General features: G+C 65.8%; 17 protein-coding genes and 1 riboswitch. Of the genes, 3 read left to right on the plus strand and 14 right to left on the minus strand.

Translation table 11 applies throughout. From position 1 onward, the window contains the following. Window positions 1-51 precede the first annotated feature (51 nt). Window positions 52-669, minus strand: coding sequence for a hypothetical protein (locus C8C95_RS18860; RefSeq protein ID WP_116749576.1), 618 nt, complete (start codon window positions 667-669; stop codon window positions 52-54). Between the two features lie 233 nt (window positions 670-902). Between C8C95_RS18860 and C8C95_RS18865 the strand changes: the two genes are divergently transcribed. After that, the gene (locus tag C8C95_RS18865; protein ID WP_116749577.1) at window positions 903-1,631 is read left to right on the plus strand and encodes a hypothetical protein; all 729 of its coding nucleotides are present in this window, start codon (window positions 903-905) and stop codon (window positions 1,629-1,631) included. 36 nt (window positions 1,632-1,667) lie between these two features. Here the strand turns inward: C8C95_RS18865 and C8C95_RS18870 are convergent, their stop codons facing one another. From C8C95_RS18870 to C8C95_RS18890, 5 genes are all read right to left on the minus strand, one after another. Beyond that, complete coding sequence (locus C8C95_RS18870; protein WP_056067410.1) at window positions 1,668-2,942, minus strand: acyl-CoA dehydrogenase family protein; 1,275 nt, start codon at window positions 2,940-2,942, stop codon at window positions 1,668-1,670. A 52-nt stretch (window positions 2,943-2,994) separates the two neighbouring features. Beyond that, window positions 2,995-4,080 carry a phosphotransferase gene (locus C8C95_RS18875; protein WP_116749578.1) on the minus strand — a complete coding sequence of 362 codons (1,086 nt, stop codon included), beginning with the start codon at window positions 4,078-4,080 and terminating at the stop codon, window positions 2,995-2,997. Between the two features lie 44 nt (window positions 4,081-4,124). Continuing rightward, a complete protein-coding gene (locus tag C8C95_RS18880; protein WP_015013747.1) occupies window positions 4,125-4,844 on the minus strand; it encodes a Crp/Fnr family transcriptional regulator in 720 nt (239 codons plus the stop codon). Window positions 4,845-5,027: 183 nt separating this feature from the next. Next, complete coding sequence (locus C8C95_RS18885; RefSeq protein WP_056745090.1) at window positions 5,028-5,807, minus strand: enoyl-CoA hydratase; 780 nt, start codon at window positions 5,805-5,807, stop codon at window positions 5,028-5,030. 36 nt (window positions 5,808-5,843) lie between these two features. Next, window positions 5,844-7,367 (minus strand): 3-hydroxyacyl-CoA dehydrogenase, encoded by a 1,524-nt coding sequence (locus C8C95_RS18890; RefSeq protein WP_116749579.1) that lies wholly within the window; start codon window positions 7,365-7,367, stop codon window positions 5,844-5,846. A gap of 106 nt (window positions 7,368-7,473) precedes the next feature. Here C8C95_RS18890 and C8C95_RS18895 point away from each other — a divergent pair, with 106 nt between their 5' ends. Continuing rightward, window positions 7,474-9,645, plus strand: coding sequence for a hypothetical protein (locus C8C95_RS18895; protein ID WP_116749580.1), 2,172 nt, complete (start codon window positions 7,474-7,476; stop codon window positions 9,643-9,645). Between the two features lie 102 nt (window positions 9,646-9,747). On the opposite strand, the gene C8C95_RS18900 is transcribed toward C8C95_RS18895, so the two are convergent. The 4 genes from C8C95_RS18900 to thiO form a co-directional block, all read right to left on the minus strand. Next, a complete protein-coding gene (locus C8C95_RS18900; protein WP_116749581.1) occupies window positions 9,748-10,644 on the minus strand; it encodes a thiamine phosphate synthase in 897 nt (298 codons plus the stop codon). Next, complete coding sequence (locus C8C95_RS18905) at window positions 10,637-11,446, minus strand: thiazole synthase (protein WP_116749582.1); 810 nt, start codon at window positions 11,444-11,446, stop codon at window positions 10,637-10,639. Before C8C95_RS18905 ends, C8C95_RS18900 begins: the two co-directional genes overlap by 8 nt. Before the next feature lie 78 nt (window positions 11,447-11,524). Continuing rightward, window positions 11,525-11,722, minus strand: a complete 198-nt coding sequence (gene thiS, locus C8C95_RS18910; protein ID WP_056067422.1) for a sulfur carrier protein ThiS — start codon at window positions 11,720-11,722, stop codon at window positions 11,525-11,527. Continuing rightward, window positions 11,719-12,852: a glycine oxidase ThiO gene (thiO, locus tag C8C95_RS18915; RefSeq protein ID WP_116749583.1), complete on the minus strand. Its 1,134-nt coding sequence runs from the start codon at window positions 12,850-12,852 to the stop codon at window positions 11,719-11,721. Before thiO ends, thiS begins: the two co-directional genes overlap by 4 nt. A gap of 534 nt (window positions 12,853-13,386) precedes the next feature. Between thiO and thiD the strand changes: the two genes are divergently transcribed. Next, window positions 13,387-14,262: a bifunctional hydroxymethylpyrimidine kinase/phosphomethylpyrimidine kinase gene (thiD, locus tag C8C95_RS18925; RefSeq protein WP_116749584.1), complete on the plus strand. Its 876-nt coding sequence runs from the start codon at window positions 13,387-13,389 to the stop codon at window positions 14,260-14,262. 80 nt (window positions 14,263-14,342) lie between these two features. On the opposite strand, the gene C8C95_RS18930 is transcribed toward thiD, so the two are convergent. From C8C95_RS18930 to C8C95_RS18945, 4 genes are all read right to left on the minus strand, one after another. Then, the gene (locus C8C95_RS18930; protein WP_116749585.1) at window positions 14,343-15,623 is read right to left on the minus strand and encodes a cytosine permease; all 1,281 of its coding nucleotides are present in this window, start codon (window positions 15,621-15,623) and stop codon (window positions 14,343-14,345) included. Between the two features lie 69 nt (window positions 15,624-15,692). After that, window positions 15,693-15,797: riboswitch (TPP riboswitch) on the minus strand. Window positions 15,798-15,852: 55 nt separating this feature from the next. Further along, window positions 15,853-16,896, minus strand: a complete 1,044-nt coding sequence (locus C8C95_RS18935; RefSeq protein ID WP_116750357.1) for an NAD(P)/FAD-dependent oxidoreductase — start codon at window positions 16,894-16,896, stop codon at window positions 15,853-15,855. 124 nt (window positions 16,897-17,020) lie between these two features. Beyond that, window positions 17,021-17,350 (minus strand): ferredoxin FdxA, encoded by a 330-nt coding sequence (gene fdxA / locus C8C95_RS18940; RefSeq protein WP_055393870.1) that lies wholly within the window; start codon window positions 17,348-17,350, stop codon window positions 17,021-17,023. A gap of 114 nt (window positions 17,351-17,464) precedes the next feature. Beyond that, entirely contained in the window at window positions 17,465-18,838 is a 1,374-nt protein-coding gene (locus C8C95_RS18945) for a GTP-binding protein (RefSeq protein WP_116749586.1), read from the minus strand. Window positions 18,839-18,849 lie beyond the last annotated feature (11 nt).

Consider the following 18,849-nt stretch of genomic DNA (forward strand, 5'->3'; position numbering starts at 1 on the left):
GTGCAGTGGCTCCTGGGTGCGCATTTTTGAGCGAAATGAGCCGGTAGCGCATTACTCATATGCGCTGGCTGCTTCAAAAAATGTAGCGAAAGGCTCGGTGTCCGGCAGCACGTAGATCACCCCAGGCGCCCGCCCGAACCAGGGGGCTATGAACTGGTCGTAAAACGCTGCGGGTGCGTTCACACAGCCATAGCTGATGCGTTTTTCTCGGGTGCTGGAGCTTGCCAGGCGCTGTAGGCGGCGCTCTGCGGCGCTCACGCTGCGCACCCGGTGCAGTGAGACGGCAGCGTCGTAGTCGATCCACACAATGTCTTCACCCTGCAGGTTGCGGCCAGGCTCGGTCACAAAGCGGCCTGCAGGGGTGGTGCGTTCGTGCGGGCGGATGTGGGACAGAGGCTTGGCCCCGATGCCCGGGGCTGAGCGGTCACCCGCAGCGGCCCCCAGCAGCACGGGCGCGCTGCCGAGCCACTGGGCCTGTGCCGAAAATACGTGGATGCGCGCGGCAGGCTTGTCGATCACGGCAAACGGCAAGCCCTGGTGGTCGGCCGTCGCGGTGGACCAGCGCACCAGCTGGCGCACCCGGGCCGATGCATCGTCGGGCAGCGCCAGGGCGGTCCCCGGAGCGGCCAGCGCACCAGCCACGGTGATGAGGGCAAGTCTGCGGTCCATAGAGAAGAGCATGTGGGCTGTTCAGATCGCCAAAAGTGAATGCGGCGGGGTTGCTCCGGCGCGGTGCAGTGCCCATGCGCGTGGGCAGTGGCCGCACCAGCCGTTCGCCGCTTTGCCCTTCCGGCATGGTGAACCAGGTCACAGAAGGCGTTCCGCCGGTTTGCCGCAGCGGCCGATGCCCCCAATAATGCCTGCATCCGTGACTTCCGCGAAGCCTTGGGCTTCGAATCGCCATGTTTGACCGTCTTCGCAAAGCGCTGCATCTGCCCGGTGGCCCGAATGCCGCACGGCCCGTGTCCAACCAGGAGGTGGTGCGTTGGGCGGCCACCCAGCGCCTGGCGGTGGTGCCGCAGGCGGTGGACGGGCATTTTGACCTGGGGGGCGACCTGAATGGCCACCCGTGGCGGCTGGAATGCGGCAACCCCACGCGTGACTATGTGCGCGGCCTGGAGTTGCGGGGGCGCGCCGATCTGGGGGTGGACCCGGACGCGGCGGTGATGGTGCTCAACCGCCCCTTGCAGGAGTCCCTGGAGGGCAATGCCTACAACGCCATCACCGACACCCTGCAGACCACGGTGAATGCCAGCCTGCCCGAGGAAATGCGCTGGCTGGCCATGTTTGAAGAGGTGACCTGGCCGGGCCTGCCGGCCTCGTTTCGCCAGCACTTTGCGGTGGTGGCCGAGCGCATGGAGACCGCGCAGCGCTGGATCCATGCGCCGGTGGTATCCCAGTTGCTCAACGTCGTGGAAGGTGAGGGCGGGGAGGTACGGGCGCAGTCGCCGCTGCTATTGATGCTGGTACGCGGCAAGGTGTACCTGCGCATGGAGCACACGCAGCGCAGCCTGACGGAGATCGCCCAGGCCACGCAATTGCTGCTGGCGGCTGCCCAAGGGGCATTACACAACCTGCCGCCCCCTGCTGCCGCAGGCGGGGCGACGGGAGACGCTGAAGACCCGCAGTAGAGCGTCTGCGGGTCCTGTGTCCTGTGCCGTGGAGCGTCAGCTACCGCGGGTCACCGGCACGGCGGCGTCCCGGCCGTAGGTGCCGTACTTGCCCAGCTCCCACTTGGCAATGGCGTTGCGGTGCACTTCGTCCGGGCCGTCGGCAAAGCGCAGGGTGCGCGCACCGGCGTAGGCATAGGCCAGCGGGAAGTCGTCAGACATGCCGCCACCGCCGTGCACCTGCATGGCCCAGTCGATGACCTGGCAGGCCATGCTGGGGGCCACCACCTTGATCATGGCGATCTCGGTCTTGGCGACCTTGTTGCCAGCCACGTCCATCAGCCAGGCAGCCTTCAGGGTGAGCAGGCGCGCCATGTCGATCTTGCAGCGGGCCTCGGCAATGCGCTCCTGTGTCACGGTCTGCTGGGCCACGGTCTTGCCAAAGGCCACGCGTGACGATGCGCGCTTGCACATCAGCTCCAGCGCACGCTCGGCCAGGCCAATGAGGCGCATACAGTGGTGAATGCGTCCAGGGCCCAGGCGGCCTTGGGCGATCTCGAAGCCACGGCCTTCGCCCAGCAGGATGTTGGAGACGGGCACACGCACGTTCTCGAAGGTCATCTCGACGTGGCCGTGCGGGGCGTCGTCATAGCCCAGAACATTCAGCGGACGGATGATCTTGATGCCAGGGGCGTCGGCGGGCACCAGCACCATGCTCTGCTGCGAATGGCGCGGGGCTTCGGGGTCGGTCTTGCCCATGGTGATGAACACGGCGCAGCGCGGGTCGGCCGCACCAGAGATCCACCACTTGCGGCCGTTGATCACGTACTCATCGCCCTGGCGCTCGATGCGGGTCTCGATGTTGGTGGCGTCGCTCGATGCCACATCGGGCTCGGTCATGGCGAAGGCCGAGCGGATCTTGCCTTCGAGCAGGGGCTTGAGCCAGCGGGCCTTGTTGGCTTCGTCGCCGTAGCGGGCAATGGTTTCCATGTTGCCGGTGTCGGGCGCGGAGCAGTTGAACACCTCGCTGGCCCATGGCACGCGGCCCATGATTTCGGCCAGCGGTGCGTATTCCTGGTTGGTCAGGCCGGCACCTGCATAGCCGGATGCTGCGGCGCTGTCGACCGGCAGGAACAGGTTCCACAACCCGGCGGCCTGGGCCTTGGGCTTGAGGTTCTCGATGGTGTTCAGCGCGCTCCAGCGCTTGCCTGCGACGGTGTTGGCGGCCAACTCATCCTTGTAGGCAGACTCGTTCGGATAGATGTGGTCATCCATGAACTGGAGCAGCTTGGCCTGCAGTTCCTTGGTTTTGGGCGAGTAGTCAAAGTCCATGGGTTTCTTCTCCGTTGGTAATCGTGGGCGGCGCTGGTGTTGCGTCGTGTGTTCAGCCGCGTTGCGCGAAGGACCAGGCCAGCTGGGCCATGGGTCGCGCGGTGTCGCCCGAGGCCTTGGCCTGGGCGCTGGAGGCCGTGCCAGCCTCTACCCGCTTGGCAATGCCCTGCAAAATGGCGGCGATGCGGAACATGTTGTAGGCGAGGTAGAAGTTCCAGTCGGCACGCAGCGCATCGGGGGTGGTGATGCCGGTGCGCTCGCAGTACAGGCGGATGTAGGTGTCTTCGTCGGGAATGCCCAGTGCGCCCAGGTCCAACCCCGCAATGCCACGACCCAGCGAGGCAGGAATGTGCCAGCTCATGCAGTGGTAGCTGAAGTCCGCCAGCGGATGGCCCAGTGTGGACAGCTCCCAGTCGAGCACGGCGATCACGCGGGGCTCGGTGGGATGGAACATCAGGTTGTCCAGGCGGTAGTCGCCGTGCACGATGGACACATGGCCCTCGTCCCGTGCGCTGGCGGGCATGTTGGCGGGCAACCATTCCATGAGGCGGTCCATCTCTTCGATGGGCTGCGTGATGGAGGCCACGTATTGCTTGCTCCAGCGGCCGATCTGGCGGTCAAAGTAGTTGCCGGGCTTGCCATAGTTGGCCAGGCCTCGGTCCGCAAATTTCACCGTGTGCAGCGCCGCGATCACCCGGTTCATCTCGTTGTAGATGTCACCGCGTTCAGCTGGCGTCATGCCGGGCAGGGACTGGTCCCACAGCACGCGGCCCTGCATGCACTCCATTACGTAGAAGGCACGCCCAATCACCGACTCGTCCTCGCACAGCACAAACATGCGCGGCACGGGAACGTCGGTGCCGTACAGGCCGCTCATCACCGCAAACTCGCGCTCGATGGCGTGTGCTGAAGGCAGTAGCTTGGCCACGGGCCCGGGCTTGGCTCGCATCACGTAGCTGGCGCCGGGGGTGATGAGCTTGTAGGTGGGGTTGGACTGCCCGCCCTTGAACATCTCTACCGTCAGCGGGCCCGCAAAGCCCTCCATGTTCCTGGAGAGCCATGCAGTCAGCGTTTCGAGGTCAAAGGCGTGCTGATCGGAAACAGGGCGGGTGCCGACGAAATGGTCAAAGTTGCTCATGGAGGCGGATGAAGGTTCTGGCTGTCAGTGATGGGGTAAGTGAGTCAGTTGTCGGCTTCAGCGATGCGCATCAGGGCTTCGCGGTCCCGCACCACCAGGCCGCCCGGCTCGATGCGGATGGCGTCTTCGCGTTCCATGGCCTTGAGTTCCTGGTTCACGCGTTGCCGCGACGCACCCAGCAGTTGTGCCAGTTCTTCCTGCGCCAATTGCAGGCTGATCCGCATTTCGCTGCCGTCCGACAGGCTGGGCACGCCGTAGCTGCGTACCAGGTGCACCAGCTGCTTGGCCAGGCGCGATCGCAGGGGCAGCGTGTTGAGGTCTTCCACCAGCCCGAACAGCTGGCGAATGCGCCGCGCATGCAGGCGCAGCATCGCTTCGTACAGCTCGGTGTGCACGGCCAGGATCTTGCGAAAATCGGCCTTGGCCACACACAGGATCGTGGTGTCGCCGTGCGCGTAGGCGTCGTGCGTGCGCCGGTCCCCATCGAAGATCGCCACATCGCCGAACCAGATGCCCGGCTCCACATAGGTCAGCGTGATCTGCTTGCCCGAGATGGATGTGGAGCTCACCCGCACTGCACCGCGCGCGCAAGCAATCCACTCCTCGGGCGGGTCGCCGCGTGCGGCGATGAGGCCGCCGTCCTTGAAGCGTTTGACGTATGCACATCGCAGGATGTCGTGGCGTAGCGAAGGTGAGAGTGATGAAAACCAGCGACCGGAGTTGATCGCTTCACGTTCTTCGATAGTAAGAATCGGGTCGTCCATGGCCTGTCTTTTGGGTGACTAGAAACAGGCCCATTGTCGCGTCAGGGACCTGCGCAATGCGTCAGGGTTGTCACCTGCGTGTCTGCGCGTAGGCCAAAAGAAAACCCCCGGCGCTGGGTGGCAGCGTACCGGGGGTTGATGGGTCTGCGACGGTGGATGCGTCGAGGCGTTTGTGGTGCAGCGCTACTCGTAGCGGGGCACGCGCTTTTCCAGAAACGCTGAGATGCCTGCGCCGCCATTGGCGTGGTGCAGGTTCTTCACGAAGTGGTCGCGCTCATGGCCCAGGTGGTGCGTGAGCTGGGCATGGGGAGCCTCGTTCAGCAGCTCCTTGATGCTGGCCAGTGCATTGGGTGCACGGGCATTGAGCTGCTCAGCCAGCGCCAGGGCGGTGTCGAGTGCATTGCCTGCTTCGGCAAGGCGGTTGACCAGGCCCAATGCGTGCAGGCGTTCTGCGCCGATGCGGTCCCCGCACATGAGGATCTCGGTGGCAATCTGGCGGGGCAGCGCGTGGGCCAGGCTCCAGCTGGCGCCGCCATCGGGCGACAGGGCTACGTTGCTGTAGGCCATCACAAACACGGCATTGCGGGCCGCCACGATGAAATCGCAGGCCAGTGCCAGCGAAAACCCTGCACCGGCTGCCGCGCCCTCCACGGCGGCGATCACCGGCTTGGGGTAGGTGCGGATGGTCTCGATCCAGTTGTGCAGGCCTTCAATGCTTTGTGCCTGCACCTGCGGCGCTTCCTGGCGGTTGGCCAGCAGGCGCTGCAGATTGCCGCCCGAGCAGAACATGCCATCGGCGCCCGTGATGACCACGCTGCGGATGTCAGGGCTGCTTTCGGCCACGCCCAGTGCTTCCACACCCGCGGCATACATTACCGGGTCGATGGCATTGCGCCGCTCGGGGTTGCGAAGGGTCAGGATCAGGGTCTGGCCCTGGCTGGTGCTCTGGAGTTCTGCGGGCATGGTGGTGTTCAGTGAGGTGGCCGTGGTGCTTGGCAATCAGTCTTCTTCGACATGGCTCAGGCTCAGGCCAATTGCACCCCTTCGGCGCAGCCACGGGCTGGGGCGGTAGCGCGTGTCGCCATACACGGTCTGCATGTTGAACAACACTTCCAGGATGTTGGTGGGGCCCCAGCGGTCGCCCATGGCCAGGGGGCCCAGCGGGTAGCCCAGGCCCAGGGTGACGGCGGTCTCAAGATCTTTGGGGGTGCAGATGCCTTGCTGGCAGATGTCGCTGGCGATGTTCACGATGGTGGCCACCACGCGCTGCGTGACGAAACCACCGCTGTCACGGGTCACACTGACAGCCTTGCCGTCGCGCGCAAACAGCGCATGCGCCGCGTTGCGGATGTCAACGCGCGTGGCGGGGTTGGTGGCCAGCACGCGGCGCTTGGTCGCGGCGTCATCGATGAGCATGTCGATGCCGATGGTGCGGGCTGGGTCCAGCCGCTCCACCACGGCGACGGTGGTCACGTCAAAGCCCAGCGGGGCAACCAGCGTGATGGCCTGGGGGGAGGGGGATTGGCCGGTCTCGATGGTGGCCCCCAGGTCCTTGAGCAATTGGTACAGCTCGGCCCGGCGTGCAGCGCGCGGGGACACCCACACGGGCGGAATGTCGTTGACCACGGGGGCAGGCGCCTCGGCAGGCACCTGCGCTGTGCCCTCCACGTAGCGATAGAAGCCTTCGCCCACCTTCTTGCCCACCACGCCCCCCGCCAGACGCTGCGCGGTGATCACGCTGGGGCGGAAACGGGGTTCATCGTAGTACTGGCGGTAGATGGACTCCATGACCGGGTGCGACACGTCCAGCGCCGTCAGGTCCATCAACTCGAAGGGCCCCAGCTTGAAGCCGACCTGGTCGCGAAGGATGCGGTCGATGGTAGCGAAATCGGCCACGCCTTCGCCCGCGATGCGCAGGGCCTCCGTGCCGAAGCCGCGCCCCGCGTGGTTCACGATGAAGCCAGGGGTGTCCTGCGCCTGTACAGGGGTATGGCCCATTTCCTTGGCATACGCGGCCAGCGCATTGCAGATCGCTGGATCTGTCTTGAGGCCCGCGATCACCTCCACCACCTTCATCAAAGGGACGGGGTTGAAGAAGTGGAACCCGGCCAGGCGTTCGGGGCGCTTGAGGACTGCGCCAATGGCCGTCACGGACAGAGAGGACGTGTTGGTGGCCAGCACCGCATCGGCGCGCACCACCCCTTCCAGTTCGACGAAGAGGGCCTGTTTGGCATCCAGCCGCTCCACGATGGCTTCCACCACCAGATCGCAGGCCGCCAGGTCTGCCGCTGTTTTGACGGGGTGCAGCCGCGCGGTCAGTGCTGTGGCTTGGTCCGCTTCGATCCGGCCCTTGGCGACCAGCTTGTTCCATTGCTCCTGCAGGGCGGCCCGTGCGGCGTCGGCGGCTCCGGGGTTTGCGTCCAGCAGAAAAACCTGACTGCCAGCCTGGGCAGCAATTTGTGCGATGCCTCGGCCCATGGCACCGGTACCCACGATGGCGATGTTGGGAAACTGAATTTTCATAGCGGCATTATGGCTCTGGCCTTATCTGGGTCTTATGTGCAAGAATCCTCCGGACCGAAAAACAGAATTGATTGTGAAAATCCGTAACACCGTTTTTGGACCAGGATTGTGGGCGCTTGCAGCCGGTGCTTCGGCGCTGTCCCTGGGCAATGGTAGTGGTACGGTTGTGCTGGGCGCCCCGGTCGATCTCTCGTTCGAGTTGCAGCCCGACCCGGGCACGGATGTCGCATCGTCCTGCGTCACGGCCAAGCTGGTGGCAGGCGACAACGCCATCAGTGACAGCAAGGTGCGAGTGGTCCCATTGCCCGAGGTGCGTGGGCGTCCTTCAGGGGTCCGCGTGCTGGCCTCGGTATCGCTGGATGAACCGGTTCTCACCGTGACCCTGACCGCAGGGTGCAACGGAAAAACCACGCGCAGCTACACCTTCCTCTCGGATTTGCCGACCACCGTCACCCGGTCCGCCTCTGCGTCCCCGGTGGACTTGGCGCGGCTTCCTGCAGCAACCCCCAGCGCAGCTTCAGAGTCACAGCGTTCGCCTTCACAGGGTAGTGGCAGCGCATCTGCGGCTGCCGCCGGTGCGATGCAGGCCACCAGGCCCCGTGACAAGGCGCCTGCACCGGCAAGGGCCTTGGGCTCGCCCTCCGCTGAGAGCCGCGCTCCCGGCTCTGCAGCTGCCGCGCGGCCTTCCGCGCGTGTGGGTACGGCAGCACCTGGCAAGTCGGTGGTGGCCGCTGCACCTGCAGCGCGCTCGCGTTTGGTGGTTGAGCCCCTGGATACCTGGCTGGACAGTCCTGTGGCGTTGCGCTCTACCGCGCAGCTACCCACGGCACCTTCTGAAGAGATGTCGGTCCTGCGCACCCAGGCTGCCGCGTTGTGGAGATCATTGAACGCGCAGCCGGAAGAATTGCAAAAAGACGGCGAACGATTAAAGGCGCTGGAATCGGACACCGCCGCATTGCGAGCACAGGCCGCCAAGGACCGTGCAGCCGCTGGCCAGTTGCAGCAGCAGCTGGAGGCGATGGAACAGGAGCGTTTTCCTGCGACGGTGGTATATGCCTTGGGCGGTCTGCTGGCCTTGGCCTTGGCGGGGGTGGCATGGATGTGGTCGCGGATGCGCAGCGCCTCTGACAAGGCAGTGCGTTCGTGGCGCGATTCTGTGGCCTTGGGCGCACGTGGCGATGCAGCATCGGCGCATGAAGAAGCGGTCAGTCTTACCCCCCATCCCGGCGACACGTGGCTGCCGTCGGAAACCCAGCCTCATGCCGTCGCGGCGAACCCCGAGTCCGGTGCCACGCCCCTGCGCAAGGCAGCCGCTGCGGCCGTGGAACCACGCTTCGTAGCGACCAGCCCGGCGGCGAGTGCTCCCGCTCCCTTGCAGGCGAAGTCGGTTTCCGCGCCGGCTGCCGCCTCGGTAGCTTCCCACATCGTCAACCCTGAAGAGCTGTTTGACATCCAGCAGCAGGCTGAATTTTTTGTTTCGGTGGGCGAGCACCAGCAGGCCATCGAGGTGCTGAAGAATCACATTGCCGAGCACCGCCAGACCTCTCCGTTGGCCTACCTGGAGCTATTGCGGCTGTACCACACGCTCAGTCGTGTGGATGAGTTTGCGCAGCTGCGAACGCAGTTCATGCAGTCCTTCAACGCGCAAGTGCCGGAGTTTGCGGGCTTTCACCGCACGGGCCGCATGCTGTACCACTACACCGACGCACTCGCCGAGATCGAGGCCGAGTGGACAACGCCTGCGGTGCTGGGCCTGCTGGAGAAATTCCTGTTTCGCCGCACGGGCGCTGAAGCGGTGGAGCCGTTTGATCTGGCGGCCTATGACGATCTGTTGCTGCTGCTGGCGATTGCACAGACCACGCCCGCCAGCGCGCGCGGTGCAGCGCCCCCGCGCAAGCGGACGACGCCCCTGGCACCGCCCCGGTCCGAGACACTGGTGGCGCCTGCAGCTCATACACCGGTGGCGCTGCACGACGACCAGCCGCTTGATTCACTGGCAGCCAGCCTGGAGTTCGAGTTCGCGATGAAGGCCCAGCAGGAGCCCGTGCGCTCTGCAGCCACTCCCTCCAGGCCCGCAGCAGCAGTAGGCGAGGATTCGCGGGGCATTCCGCTCGACCTGGATCTGTCGGACCCCCCCCGCCTCACGCTGAGCGATCTGCCCCCGGTGCCCGTGACGGCGCCGCCGCCAGCGGGCCAGCCGGTCGGCTTTGGCATGGAGAACGATCTCATGGAGCTCCGCCTTGAGCTGGAGCAGATGAAGAAGCCCGACAACAAGTAGCGAGCAGGCGACCAATCGGCCACCCGGCGACTATCCAGGGGGCGCTGCGATGGTCGAGAGGGATGCGCGATAGCCGCCGTGGCCGCTATCGCCACCCAGCCGTCACCGCATCAGCGCCATCAGCTCTGCGGCCGATGCTTCAGGGTCCGGCGCGTTGACCAAGGCCCGCACCACGGCCACGGAACCCACGCCAGTGGCCAGTACCGTGGGGAACTGCTCGGCGCTGATCCCACCAATCGCCACCTGCGGGTAGTGCCGCATCAGCCGCGCATACACGCCCAGCCTGCCCACGCCCTGGGGCGCGGTAGCCATTTTTTTGAGGGTCGTAGGGAACACGGCACCCATCGCGATATAGCTGGGCCCCACGGCGTCGGCACGCACCATTTCGGCATACCCATGGGTGCTCACGCCCAGGCGCAGGCCGGAGCGGTGGAGCGTCTGCAGCTCTTCGGCAGTGAGTGCGTCCAGGTCTTCCTGGCCCAGATGGATGCCGTAGGCGCCTGCATCGATCGCATCCCGCCAGTGGTCGTTGATGAACAACAGTGCGCCCGTGCCTTGCACGGTCTCGACGGCGGCCTGGACTTCGGCCCGGATGGCGCGGGCGTCGTCCGATTTGAAGCGCAACTGCACTGTGGGCACCCCGGCGCGTGCCATGCGGCCCACCCACTGGGCGTCAGGCAGTACGGCATACAGGCCCAGGCGCTCGGGGCACGCGGCAAACTGCTGGGCGCGCGGAAGGCGCTGCAGGCCAAAGTCCTGGGGCTCGTCCGGCCATTGCTCGGGCTGTGCACTGCCAGTGCGCAGCGCGCGCGCCTGCCAGGCGCGGGCCAGGCATTCGGCGTCATGGGCGATGAAGCCCAACTGGCTGCAGGCCTGTAGCGCGGCGAGGTAGACAGGGTCCTGCAACGTGGGGGTTGGCACGGGCTCGGGCGCAAACCCCGCAAAGGGGGCCGCGTGGTGGCTCAGGATGGCCTGCGCCAGGGTGGTGGTGTCATGCATGGGCGTGGTGCCAGAAAGGGGTGCCCAGCACGGGGGTGCTGGGCTGGGCGGCGTCTTGTGCGGCCATGGCACCGGCCAGGCGGGCTGCGCGCCCGGCGCTGACGGCATTGGCAAATGCGCCGGCCATAGCCACCGGGTCTTGTGCCAGAGCCACGGCGGTGTTCAGCAGCACGCCGTCGTAGCCCCATTCCATGACCTGGCAGGCGTGCGAGGGCAGGCCCAACCCGGCATCCACCAGCATGGGCACGTTCAGGCGCTCGCGCAGCGTTTGCAGCGCATAGGGGTTGACCGGGCCGCGCCCGGTGCCGATGGGGGCGGCCCAAGGCATCACGGCCTGGCAGCCCACATCGACGAGGCGCTGGCACAGCACCAGGTCTTCGGTGCAATAAGGCAGTACCTGAAAACCTTCCTTGATGAGGTGCTCGGCCACGCCCACCAGGTTCAGCGTGTCCGGCTGCAGGGTGTAGTCATCGCCGATCAGCTCCAGTTTGATCCAGGGGGTGTTGAACACCTCACGCGCCATCTGGGCGGTGGTGATGGCCTCTTGCGCGCTGTGGCAGCCGGCGGTGTTGGGCAGCACGGGCACGTTGAGCTTGCGCAGCAGATCCCAGAAGCTGCTGCCGCTTTCGGCCGGGTTGCTGCCCTGGCGGCGCAGGGATGCCGTAACCATGGCGGGCTTGGCGCGTTGCACAGCGGTTTCGAGCACGGCGGGCGATGGGTAGCGCGAGGTGCCCAGCAGCAGGCGGCTGGCGAACGTCTGGCCATACAGCACCAGCGGGTCTTGGGGCGTCGGAGTGGTCATTGGTTTACTATGATTTTTGTAGCTGCTAGTGCATGATTTATAAGCGCTTACAGCTCTTTTGATTGAATTTTGGCTGATTCAGCCGCCCGTGACCGGCGAGATGATCTCCACACGGTCGCCAGGCTGCAGCGCATGGGCGGCGTAGCGGGTGTTTGGCACAAAAGTGGTGTTCACCGCCACGGCAAACGGGGGGCGCGCTTCGATGGCGGCCACAGCATCGGCCACGGTGGCGCCCTCGGGCAGTTCGTGCGGGATTTGGTTGATCGAGATGTTCATGCAAATGCGGGGGCTGCAACGCCGGTCGGGGCGGGTGCGGCTGGCTCCAGTTCCAGCCGGAGGTCAAAACGTTCGGACAGGGTCGATTGTCCCGTGTTCAGCACCTCCAGGGTCACATCCAGCATGGCGGGCGAGATCATGAAGCCGTGGCGGTACAGACCGTTGATCTCCAGCACGCCCGGGCGGGTCTGGCGGATGGCGGGCAGGTTGTCCGGCAGCGTGGGGCGGCACTGCGTGGCCAGCTCGAGGATGCGGCCTTCGCCAAAGCCGGGGTGCACCGCATAGGCGGCGCTCAGCAGTTCCAGGGTGGAGCGAACACTGGCCGGGGAGCGGTCGTCGGACTCGATCTCGGTCGCGCCAATGACAAACAGATGGTCTTCCTTGGGCGCAATGTAGATGGGGTAGCGCGGGTGCACCAGCCGGGTGGGGCGCTGCAGCGTGACGTCGGGCGCATGGATGCGCACCACTTCGCCACGCACGCCGCGCAAGGCACTCCACTGGCCCTTGGCGCCCAGGCCCCGGCAGTCCAGCACCCGGTCAGGCTGGCCGGGTGCGCCGGGCGTAAAGGCTTCGGGCGACTGGGGCGTGTGCCAGTGCATGCGCACTCCCAGGCGCTCCATTTCCACCACCAGGGCGGCCAGCAACTGGCGGTTGTCCAGCTGGCCCTCGCCGGGCAGGTACAGGCCCTGGTTGAAGCGGTGCGCAAGGGCGGGCTCCACCTGCTCCAGGGCGCCACTGTCGAGCTTTTGCAGGGCGGGCAGCTCGGGCAGGCCGCGCTGGTTGTTTTCGAGCTGGCGGGTGAAACGCTGGGCTTCGGCCGCGTCCTGGCGGTGCCACACGATCAGCGTGCCGGCTTGCTGAAAAAACACGGGTTCTGACAGGGCTGCCAGCAACTCGGGCCAGCGGGTCAGCGCGTGGTGGCCCATGCGCACCACGCCGGGGTCGGTGATCGCAGACTCTGCCAGCGGGGCCAGCATGGCCGCAGCCACGGTGGCGGCCGAGTTTTCGGCGGCGGGGCTGCCCGCGTCGTAGATGTCTACACGGTGCCCAAGACGCGCAAGCTCCACAGCCAGCAGACGGCCCATGAGCCCTGCGCCCAGTATGGCAAAGGAAGAAGGTGGAAGTGACATAGCTCCGTCAGTGTGTCCATGTAGTGGCAAGCAGCCATGGACAAAACGGGGTCACCGTTGATGGAAACTCCCCACGCCAGCATGACCTGGATCGGGTAGCGGGGCTGCTGCGTGTGCCGCAGTGCACAGGGTTCTGTGCGGGCCCCAGGGTATTTCTCAGTCGCGTGCCAAGAGCCGGTTCCAAGTCTTTTTGGAGTTGCACAAGTACCTTGCCGGGAAGGGGTGCTAGGCGCGGTGCGCAGTTGATAGCTCGACTATCAACAAGCGCCGCAACGCCGCAGACCGCCCGGCAAGGCACTTGCCCGAAGGGTTGGAGTGAAATCGGGCGATTGGACGCCCCGACTGCTTGCATGGGCATGAGCCCATGCGGCGCACCCGAAGCATTCACTCATCCCGATTGCACTCCAATGCAGTCTCCAAAAAGACTTGGAACCGGCTCTAGGGTGGGACACCCCTGTTTCGTCCGGAAAATGAATTACAGCACATCCCCTAAGCGCCCCGTTTTGACGTGGCGCATAGGCCATAATTTTTGCCATGATTTCACCGACGATCTCCTTGCCCTCCACGGGCCACCGCTACGCACGCGTGCTCTCCATTGCCGGGTCTGACAGCGGCGGTGGCGCGGGCATCCAGGCCGATCTCAAGACCTTCAGTGCCTTGGGCTGCTATGGCATGACGGCCATCACCGCCATCACGGCCCAGAACACCTGTGGGGTGATAGGCATCCACGGCATTCCGCCCGAGATGCTCAAGGCCCAGATCGATGCGGTGGTGCAGGACATTGGCGTGGACGCCGTCAAGATCGGCATGCTGCACTCACCGGACGTGGTGCACGTGGTGGCAGAAGCCATTCGGACCTATCAGCTGCCGCACGTGGTGCTGGACCCGGTGATGGTGGCCACCAGTGGCGATCGGCTGATTGCCCAGGAGACGGTGGCCGTGCTGGTCCAGGAGCTGTTTCCGCTGGCCGAAGTGGTCACGCCCAACCTGGACGAGGCCGGTTGGCTGCTGGGGCGAAGCATCGAGGGCGTGGAGGCGCTGGAGCTGGCCGCGCAAGACCTGCTGCGACTGGGCGCCCGCGCCGCGCTGCTCAAAGGCGGGCACCTTCCGGGCGACTGGGTGGTGGATGTGCTGGCCGTGCAAGGCGGGGAACACGCACAAGGACAGGGCCACCGGTTGCAGTCACAACGCATTGCCACCCACAACGGGCATGGCACCGGGTGCACCCTGTCGTCAGCGATTGCCGCGCAGCTGGCACTGGGCCAGCCGCTGCAGCAGGCCGTGGAGCAGGCACGGGCCTACATCCTGGGGGCCATTGCTGCCGGGGCGGATGTCACCACCGGCCACGGCCATGGTCCCCTCAACCACGGCTACGCGCCCGCGGCGCAGCGAGTGTTTCAGGCACTGTAGAGCAATTTTTGGGTGTTTTGAGGCTCAAGCGCTAGTCAATCATGCGCTGAGTGCTCATCTTTTTATAGTGATTGATTGGTTCAGTGTGCCTTGGGCCTCGTGGCCCAGGCGAGCACAAAGCTGAACACCAGTGCGGGCAGGGCAGAGCCCGCATCGGGCAACGCCTTGGGTGCCAGGTGGTACACCGCGATGCCCGCCAGCCAGATGGCCACGGGCGCTACATTCACCTTGCGCGCAGCCGCGAGCAGGGCGGGCGCATCGGTGCCGAAGGCCAGGCGCCCCAGGATCACGCCAAACAGCGGCACGAACACCGAGCTGAGCAGCAGCAAGAACGGCTCCAGGCTGTGCATGGGTAGCACCAGTGCCAGCCCGGTGCACAGCGCGGCCACCAGCAGGCCCCAAGCGCGTACGCCCCAGCGCGGCAGCAGGCTGTGGGCCGACACGGCGCCCGAATAGGCGTCGCCATAGGCGTTGTCCACCTCGTCGATCAGGATCAGCGACAGCGCAATCAGCCCGCCCTGGGCCAGCAGCAGCGCCTGCACCAGGTCCTGGCTGGGCAAGGTCAGCGCCACCAGCACACCGAGGCTGTAGCACCAGATGTTGGCCAACGCATAGCCCAGCCAGGTGCCGCGCAGTGCGGAGCCGCCGTTCTTGCCATGGCGCGCGTAGTCGGCCACCAGCGGCAGCCACGAGATGGGCATGGCGATCACCAGGTCCAGCGCAGGCAGCACGCCCATGCCGCCGTCGCCCTTGCGTGTCCACAGCGCTTCAAAACCTTGGGTTTGCGCCAGCGAGAGGAACTGCCACGACAGCCACAGCAGCGACAACACCACCAGCGGCAGGGCAATGCGCGCAATCAGCTTGCGCACCAGCTGCACCATCGAGCCGCTGATGAGCAGCATCACCACGCCGCCCCACAGCAGCGTGGCCAGCACCGGCCAGTGGGCACCGGCCATGGCGCCCGACTGCTGGCCGATGGCCACGGTGGCATCGCGCATCACCACCAGCTCGAACGTGCCCCAGCCCACCAGCTGCACGATGTTCAGGATGATCGGCAGGCTGGCAAACGTGCGGCCGTACACGGCATGCATCAGCCCGGCGCTGGCCAGGCCGCTGTCGCAGCCCAGCTTGGCCACCCAGCCCAGCAGGCCCGCGCCCACTATGGAACCGGCGACGATGGCGATGAGTGCCTCTTTGGTGCCCAGCGCAGGCATCAGGTAGGCGCCCACCTGCATGACCAGCAGGCCCACGCCCAGGCTGAACCAGAGCGAAGCGTGGTCATGCCACTGGAAGACGCGACGATCGGGGGAGACGGGAGCCAGCGCTTCGTTGGTGGCGTGCGTGGCAGGCGATGAGGACATGGAATGGCTCCGTAAGCAGATACAGAGCAGGGGCCGCCCACCAGTGCGCCCTGAAGTGTTCAGGGCCGTGCCATGGCGGACTTGCTTCCCTGCGCGAGGATGATCTCAATCAGGTTCAAAGGGACTCTCTCAGTCGAAGCGGGCGGGCCCACATCGACACCCCTAGCGGTAGCGCTTGCTAAAGCAGCGCGCTGCGGATTGTAGTGGTGTGCGGCCGTCGCGCGCCCAGTCAGGCAGCGGTGGCCGGGGCCACACCCAGCAACTGGTGCAGGCGCGGGCTGGTGGTGGTGTATTGCAGGGCCACCTTGTCGCCCTTGAGCGCTTCGGCCGCGCCAAAGGCGGCCAGCGTGGCCTCGTGGAAGCCACACAGGATGAGCTTACGTTTGCCGGGGTAGGTGTTGATGTCGCCCACGGCGTAGATGCCGGGCACGCTGGTGCGGAAGGCTTCGGTGTCCACCACCAGCTGCTTGCGGTCCATGGCGATGCCCCAGTCGGCGATGGGACCGAGGCGGGGCGAAATGCCCAGTACCGCCACCAGCAGGTCCAGCGCCAGGGCGCGGGTGCTGCCGTCCGCATCTACGACCTGCAATGCAGTGAGGCGGTCACCCGCAGTGTCGATGCCGGTGATCTGCGCGGCCTCGACGTGGATGCGGCCTGCGTCGCGCAGTTGCTGCAGGCGTTGCAGCAAGGCGTCAGGCGCCTGGAAAACGTCACGGCGATGCAGCAGGCTCACGCGGGCGGCCTGGCCTTGTTCGGCCAGTTCCACGGCGCGTGCCACGGTGGGCTCGTCGCCGCCGTGCACGACCACGTGGCGACCGGTCACATCCACTGTGGCGGGCAGGCCCTGGTAGTGGACCTGGGTGCCTACAAACCGTTCGATGCCGTCCACCTTGAGAGTGCGCGGCACAAAGGCGCCCACGCCTGCGGCAATGAACACGCTGCGGGCCAGCAGTTGTGCGCCTTGCGAGGTTTCGACCAGCAGGCGCCCGTCCGCTTGCACGGTGAGGGCAGACACCAGCGTGTTCAGGTGCCAGTGGGTCTTGAACGGCGCGATCTGCTGAAGCAGCAGACCAGCCAGCTCGCGCCCGGTGCACACCGGGATGCCCGGGATGTCGTAGATGGGTTTGTCGCCGTACAGCTCGACGCACTGGCCGCCCGCATGGGGCAGGGCGTCGATCAGGTGGGCGGTGATGCCTTGCAGGCCCAGCTGGAAGACCTGGAACAGGCCCACGGGACCCGCGCCGATGACGACGGCGTCGGTTTCTTGAATCATGCTCAAGCCACGCGCGCAGCGCCCGAAACTGGCGCTGCCAAAGACCTGTGCCACCGTGGAACTGGCTTTGCCAGGCCACTGGTGGCGTCCCCCTTGGGGGATGGCGCGAAGCGACTCAGAGGGGTCACTTGACTAGTTCGTTGACCTTGCCCGGCTTGCCATTCCATTCGTCGGCGTCGGGCAGCGCCGGCTTGCGCTTGGTGATGCTCTTCCAGCCGTCGGCAAAGGCCAGGTCGGCGTTGAGCTTGATGAAGGCGATCTGGTCGGCCGGCAGGTCTTCTTCGGCAAAGATGGCGTTGGCCGGGCACTCGGGGATGCAGACGGCGCAATCGATGCACTCATCGGGATCGATGACGAGCATGTTCGGGCCTTCGCGGAAGCAGTCCACGGGGCACACGTCCACACAATCGGTGTACTTGCACTTGATGCAGTTTTCGGAGACGACGTGGGTCATGACAGGAGTTGTGTGGGTCGGTGAAAACCCTCGATTTTAAAAGCTTTCACCGACCTTTGGTTACAGGGTCCCTCACCCCGATGGGGTGACTGGAGGTTTGGGGGCTGATTTAGGTCAGTTGACCAATACGGCGCCGGCGGTTTTGTGGCTGGCGGTGTCCACCAGAATCAGTGAACCCAGCACACGCGCCTGGCCAAACGGGGCGGCCGGAATGGCCTCTTGCAGCACAAGCAGGACATGGCCAATGGCGTTGGGGTCAAGCTGCGTGGCCGCTTCTTCGGCCAGCGTGTTGATGTTGAGCTTGTGTACCACGGCCTTCACCTTGGCCTTGACCCAGCGGTGGCCGTGCAGCGCCCAGTACACGCGGCCGGCAACCAGGGGTTCATCGTCCATCCAGGCGATGGTGGTTTGCAGCTCGCGGCTGGCGGGCCAGGCCGGTGCGGCAGCGGGCGTGTCGCCGAAGTCGTCATCGGCGGCAGGTGCAGCGGCTGCCGTGGGGGCGGCCAGAATCCAGTCGCCGCGCGACACGTCCACCTCTCGGTCGAGGATGATGCCCGCGCTGGTGCCGGCGGGCACATCGGTGGGGCGGCGGGCGTGATCGAGCACCTGGGCCACGGTGGCCAGCTGGCCGCTGGGGAAGACCTGCACGGCGGTGCCAGGCGCAAAACTGCCTGCGGCGACGCGGCCCCAGAACACGCGGCGGCCCTGGCTGGTGTCCGATGAGGACGAGAATTTTTCGACCCACTGCACGGGGAAGGCGGGGGCCAGCACTGTGTCGGCGGGGGTGTTGGGCAGCACTTCCAGCACCTGCAGCAGCGTGGGGCCTTCGTAGCCGCACCAGCCCGCATGGGCGTCCACCACGTTCCAGCCCTTGAGGGCGGAGACAGGCACGGTGGCGCGCACGGCAATGCCGGCCGCTTGCGCGAAGGACTGCAATGCGCCCTGGATGTGTTTCCACGCCAGCACGGGGTCTGCCACTGCGTCGAGCTTGTTCACGGCAAACACCAGCGAGTGCACGCGCAGCAAATGGGCCAGCAGGCTGTGGCGGCGGGTTTGTGGCAACAGGGCCAGGTTGGGGTTCTTCCAGTCGAGCTTGGTGGCGTCGACCAGCACCACGGCAGCGTCGGCGCTGCTGGCGGCGGTGACCATGTTGCGGGTGTACTGCTCATGGCCGGGGGCGTCGCCGATGATGAACTTGCGTTCTTCGGTGGCGAAATAGCGGTAGGCCACATCGATGGTGATGCCTTGCTCGCGCTCGGCGCTGAGGCCGTCGGTCAGCAGGGCCAGGTCGGTTTCGCCCTGGCGCTGCACGCCGGCCAGGTGGTCTTGCAGCACGGCCTTGCTGTCCACCAGCAGACGGCCGATCAGCGTGCTCTTGCCATCGTCCACCGAGCCGCAGGTGATGAACTTGAGGGCAGAGATATGGTCATTCTGGGCCTTTGCGCCCGTCTGGGAAGCGTTGGCAGCTATCGAATTGGTAGTGGTCATCGGAAGTACCC

The organism is Acidovorax sp. 99 (assembly GCF_003096455.1).
In the GTDB taxonomy this organism is placed as follows: Bacteria; Pseudomonadota; Gammaproteobacteria; order Burkholderiales; family Burkholderiaceae_C; genus Acidovorax; species Acidovorax delafieldii.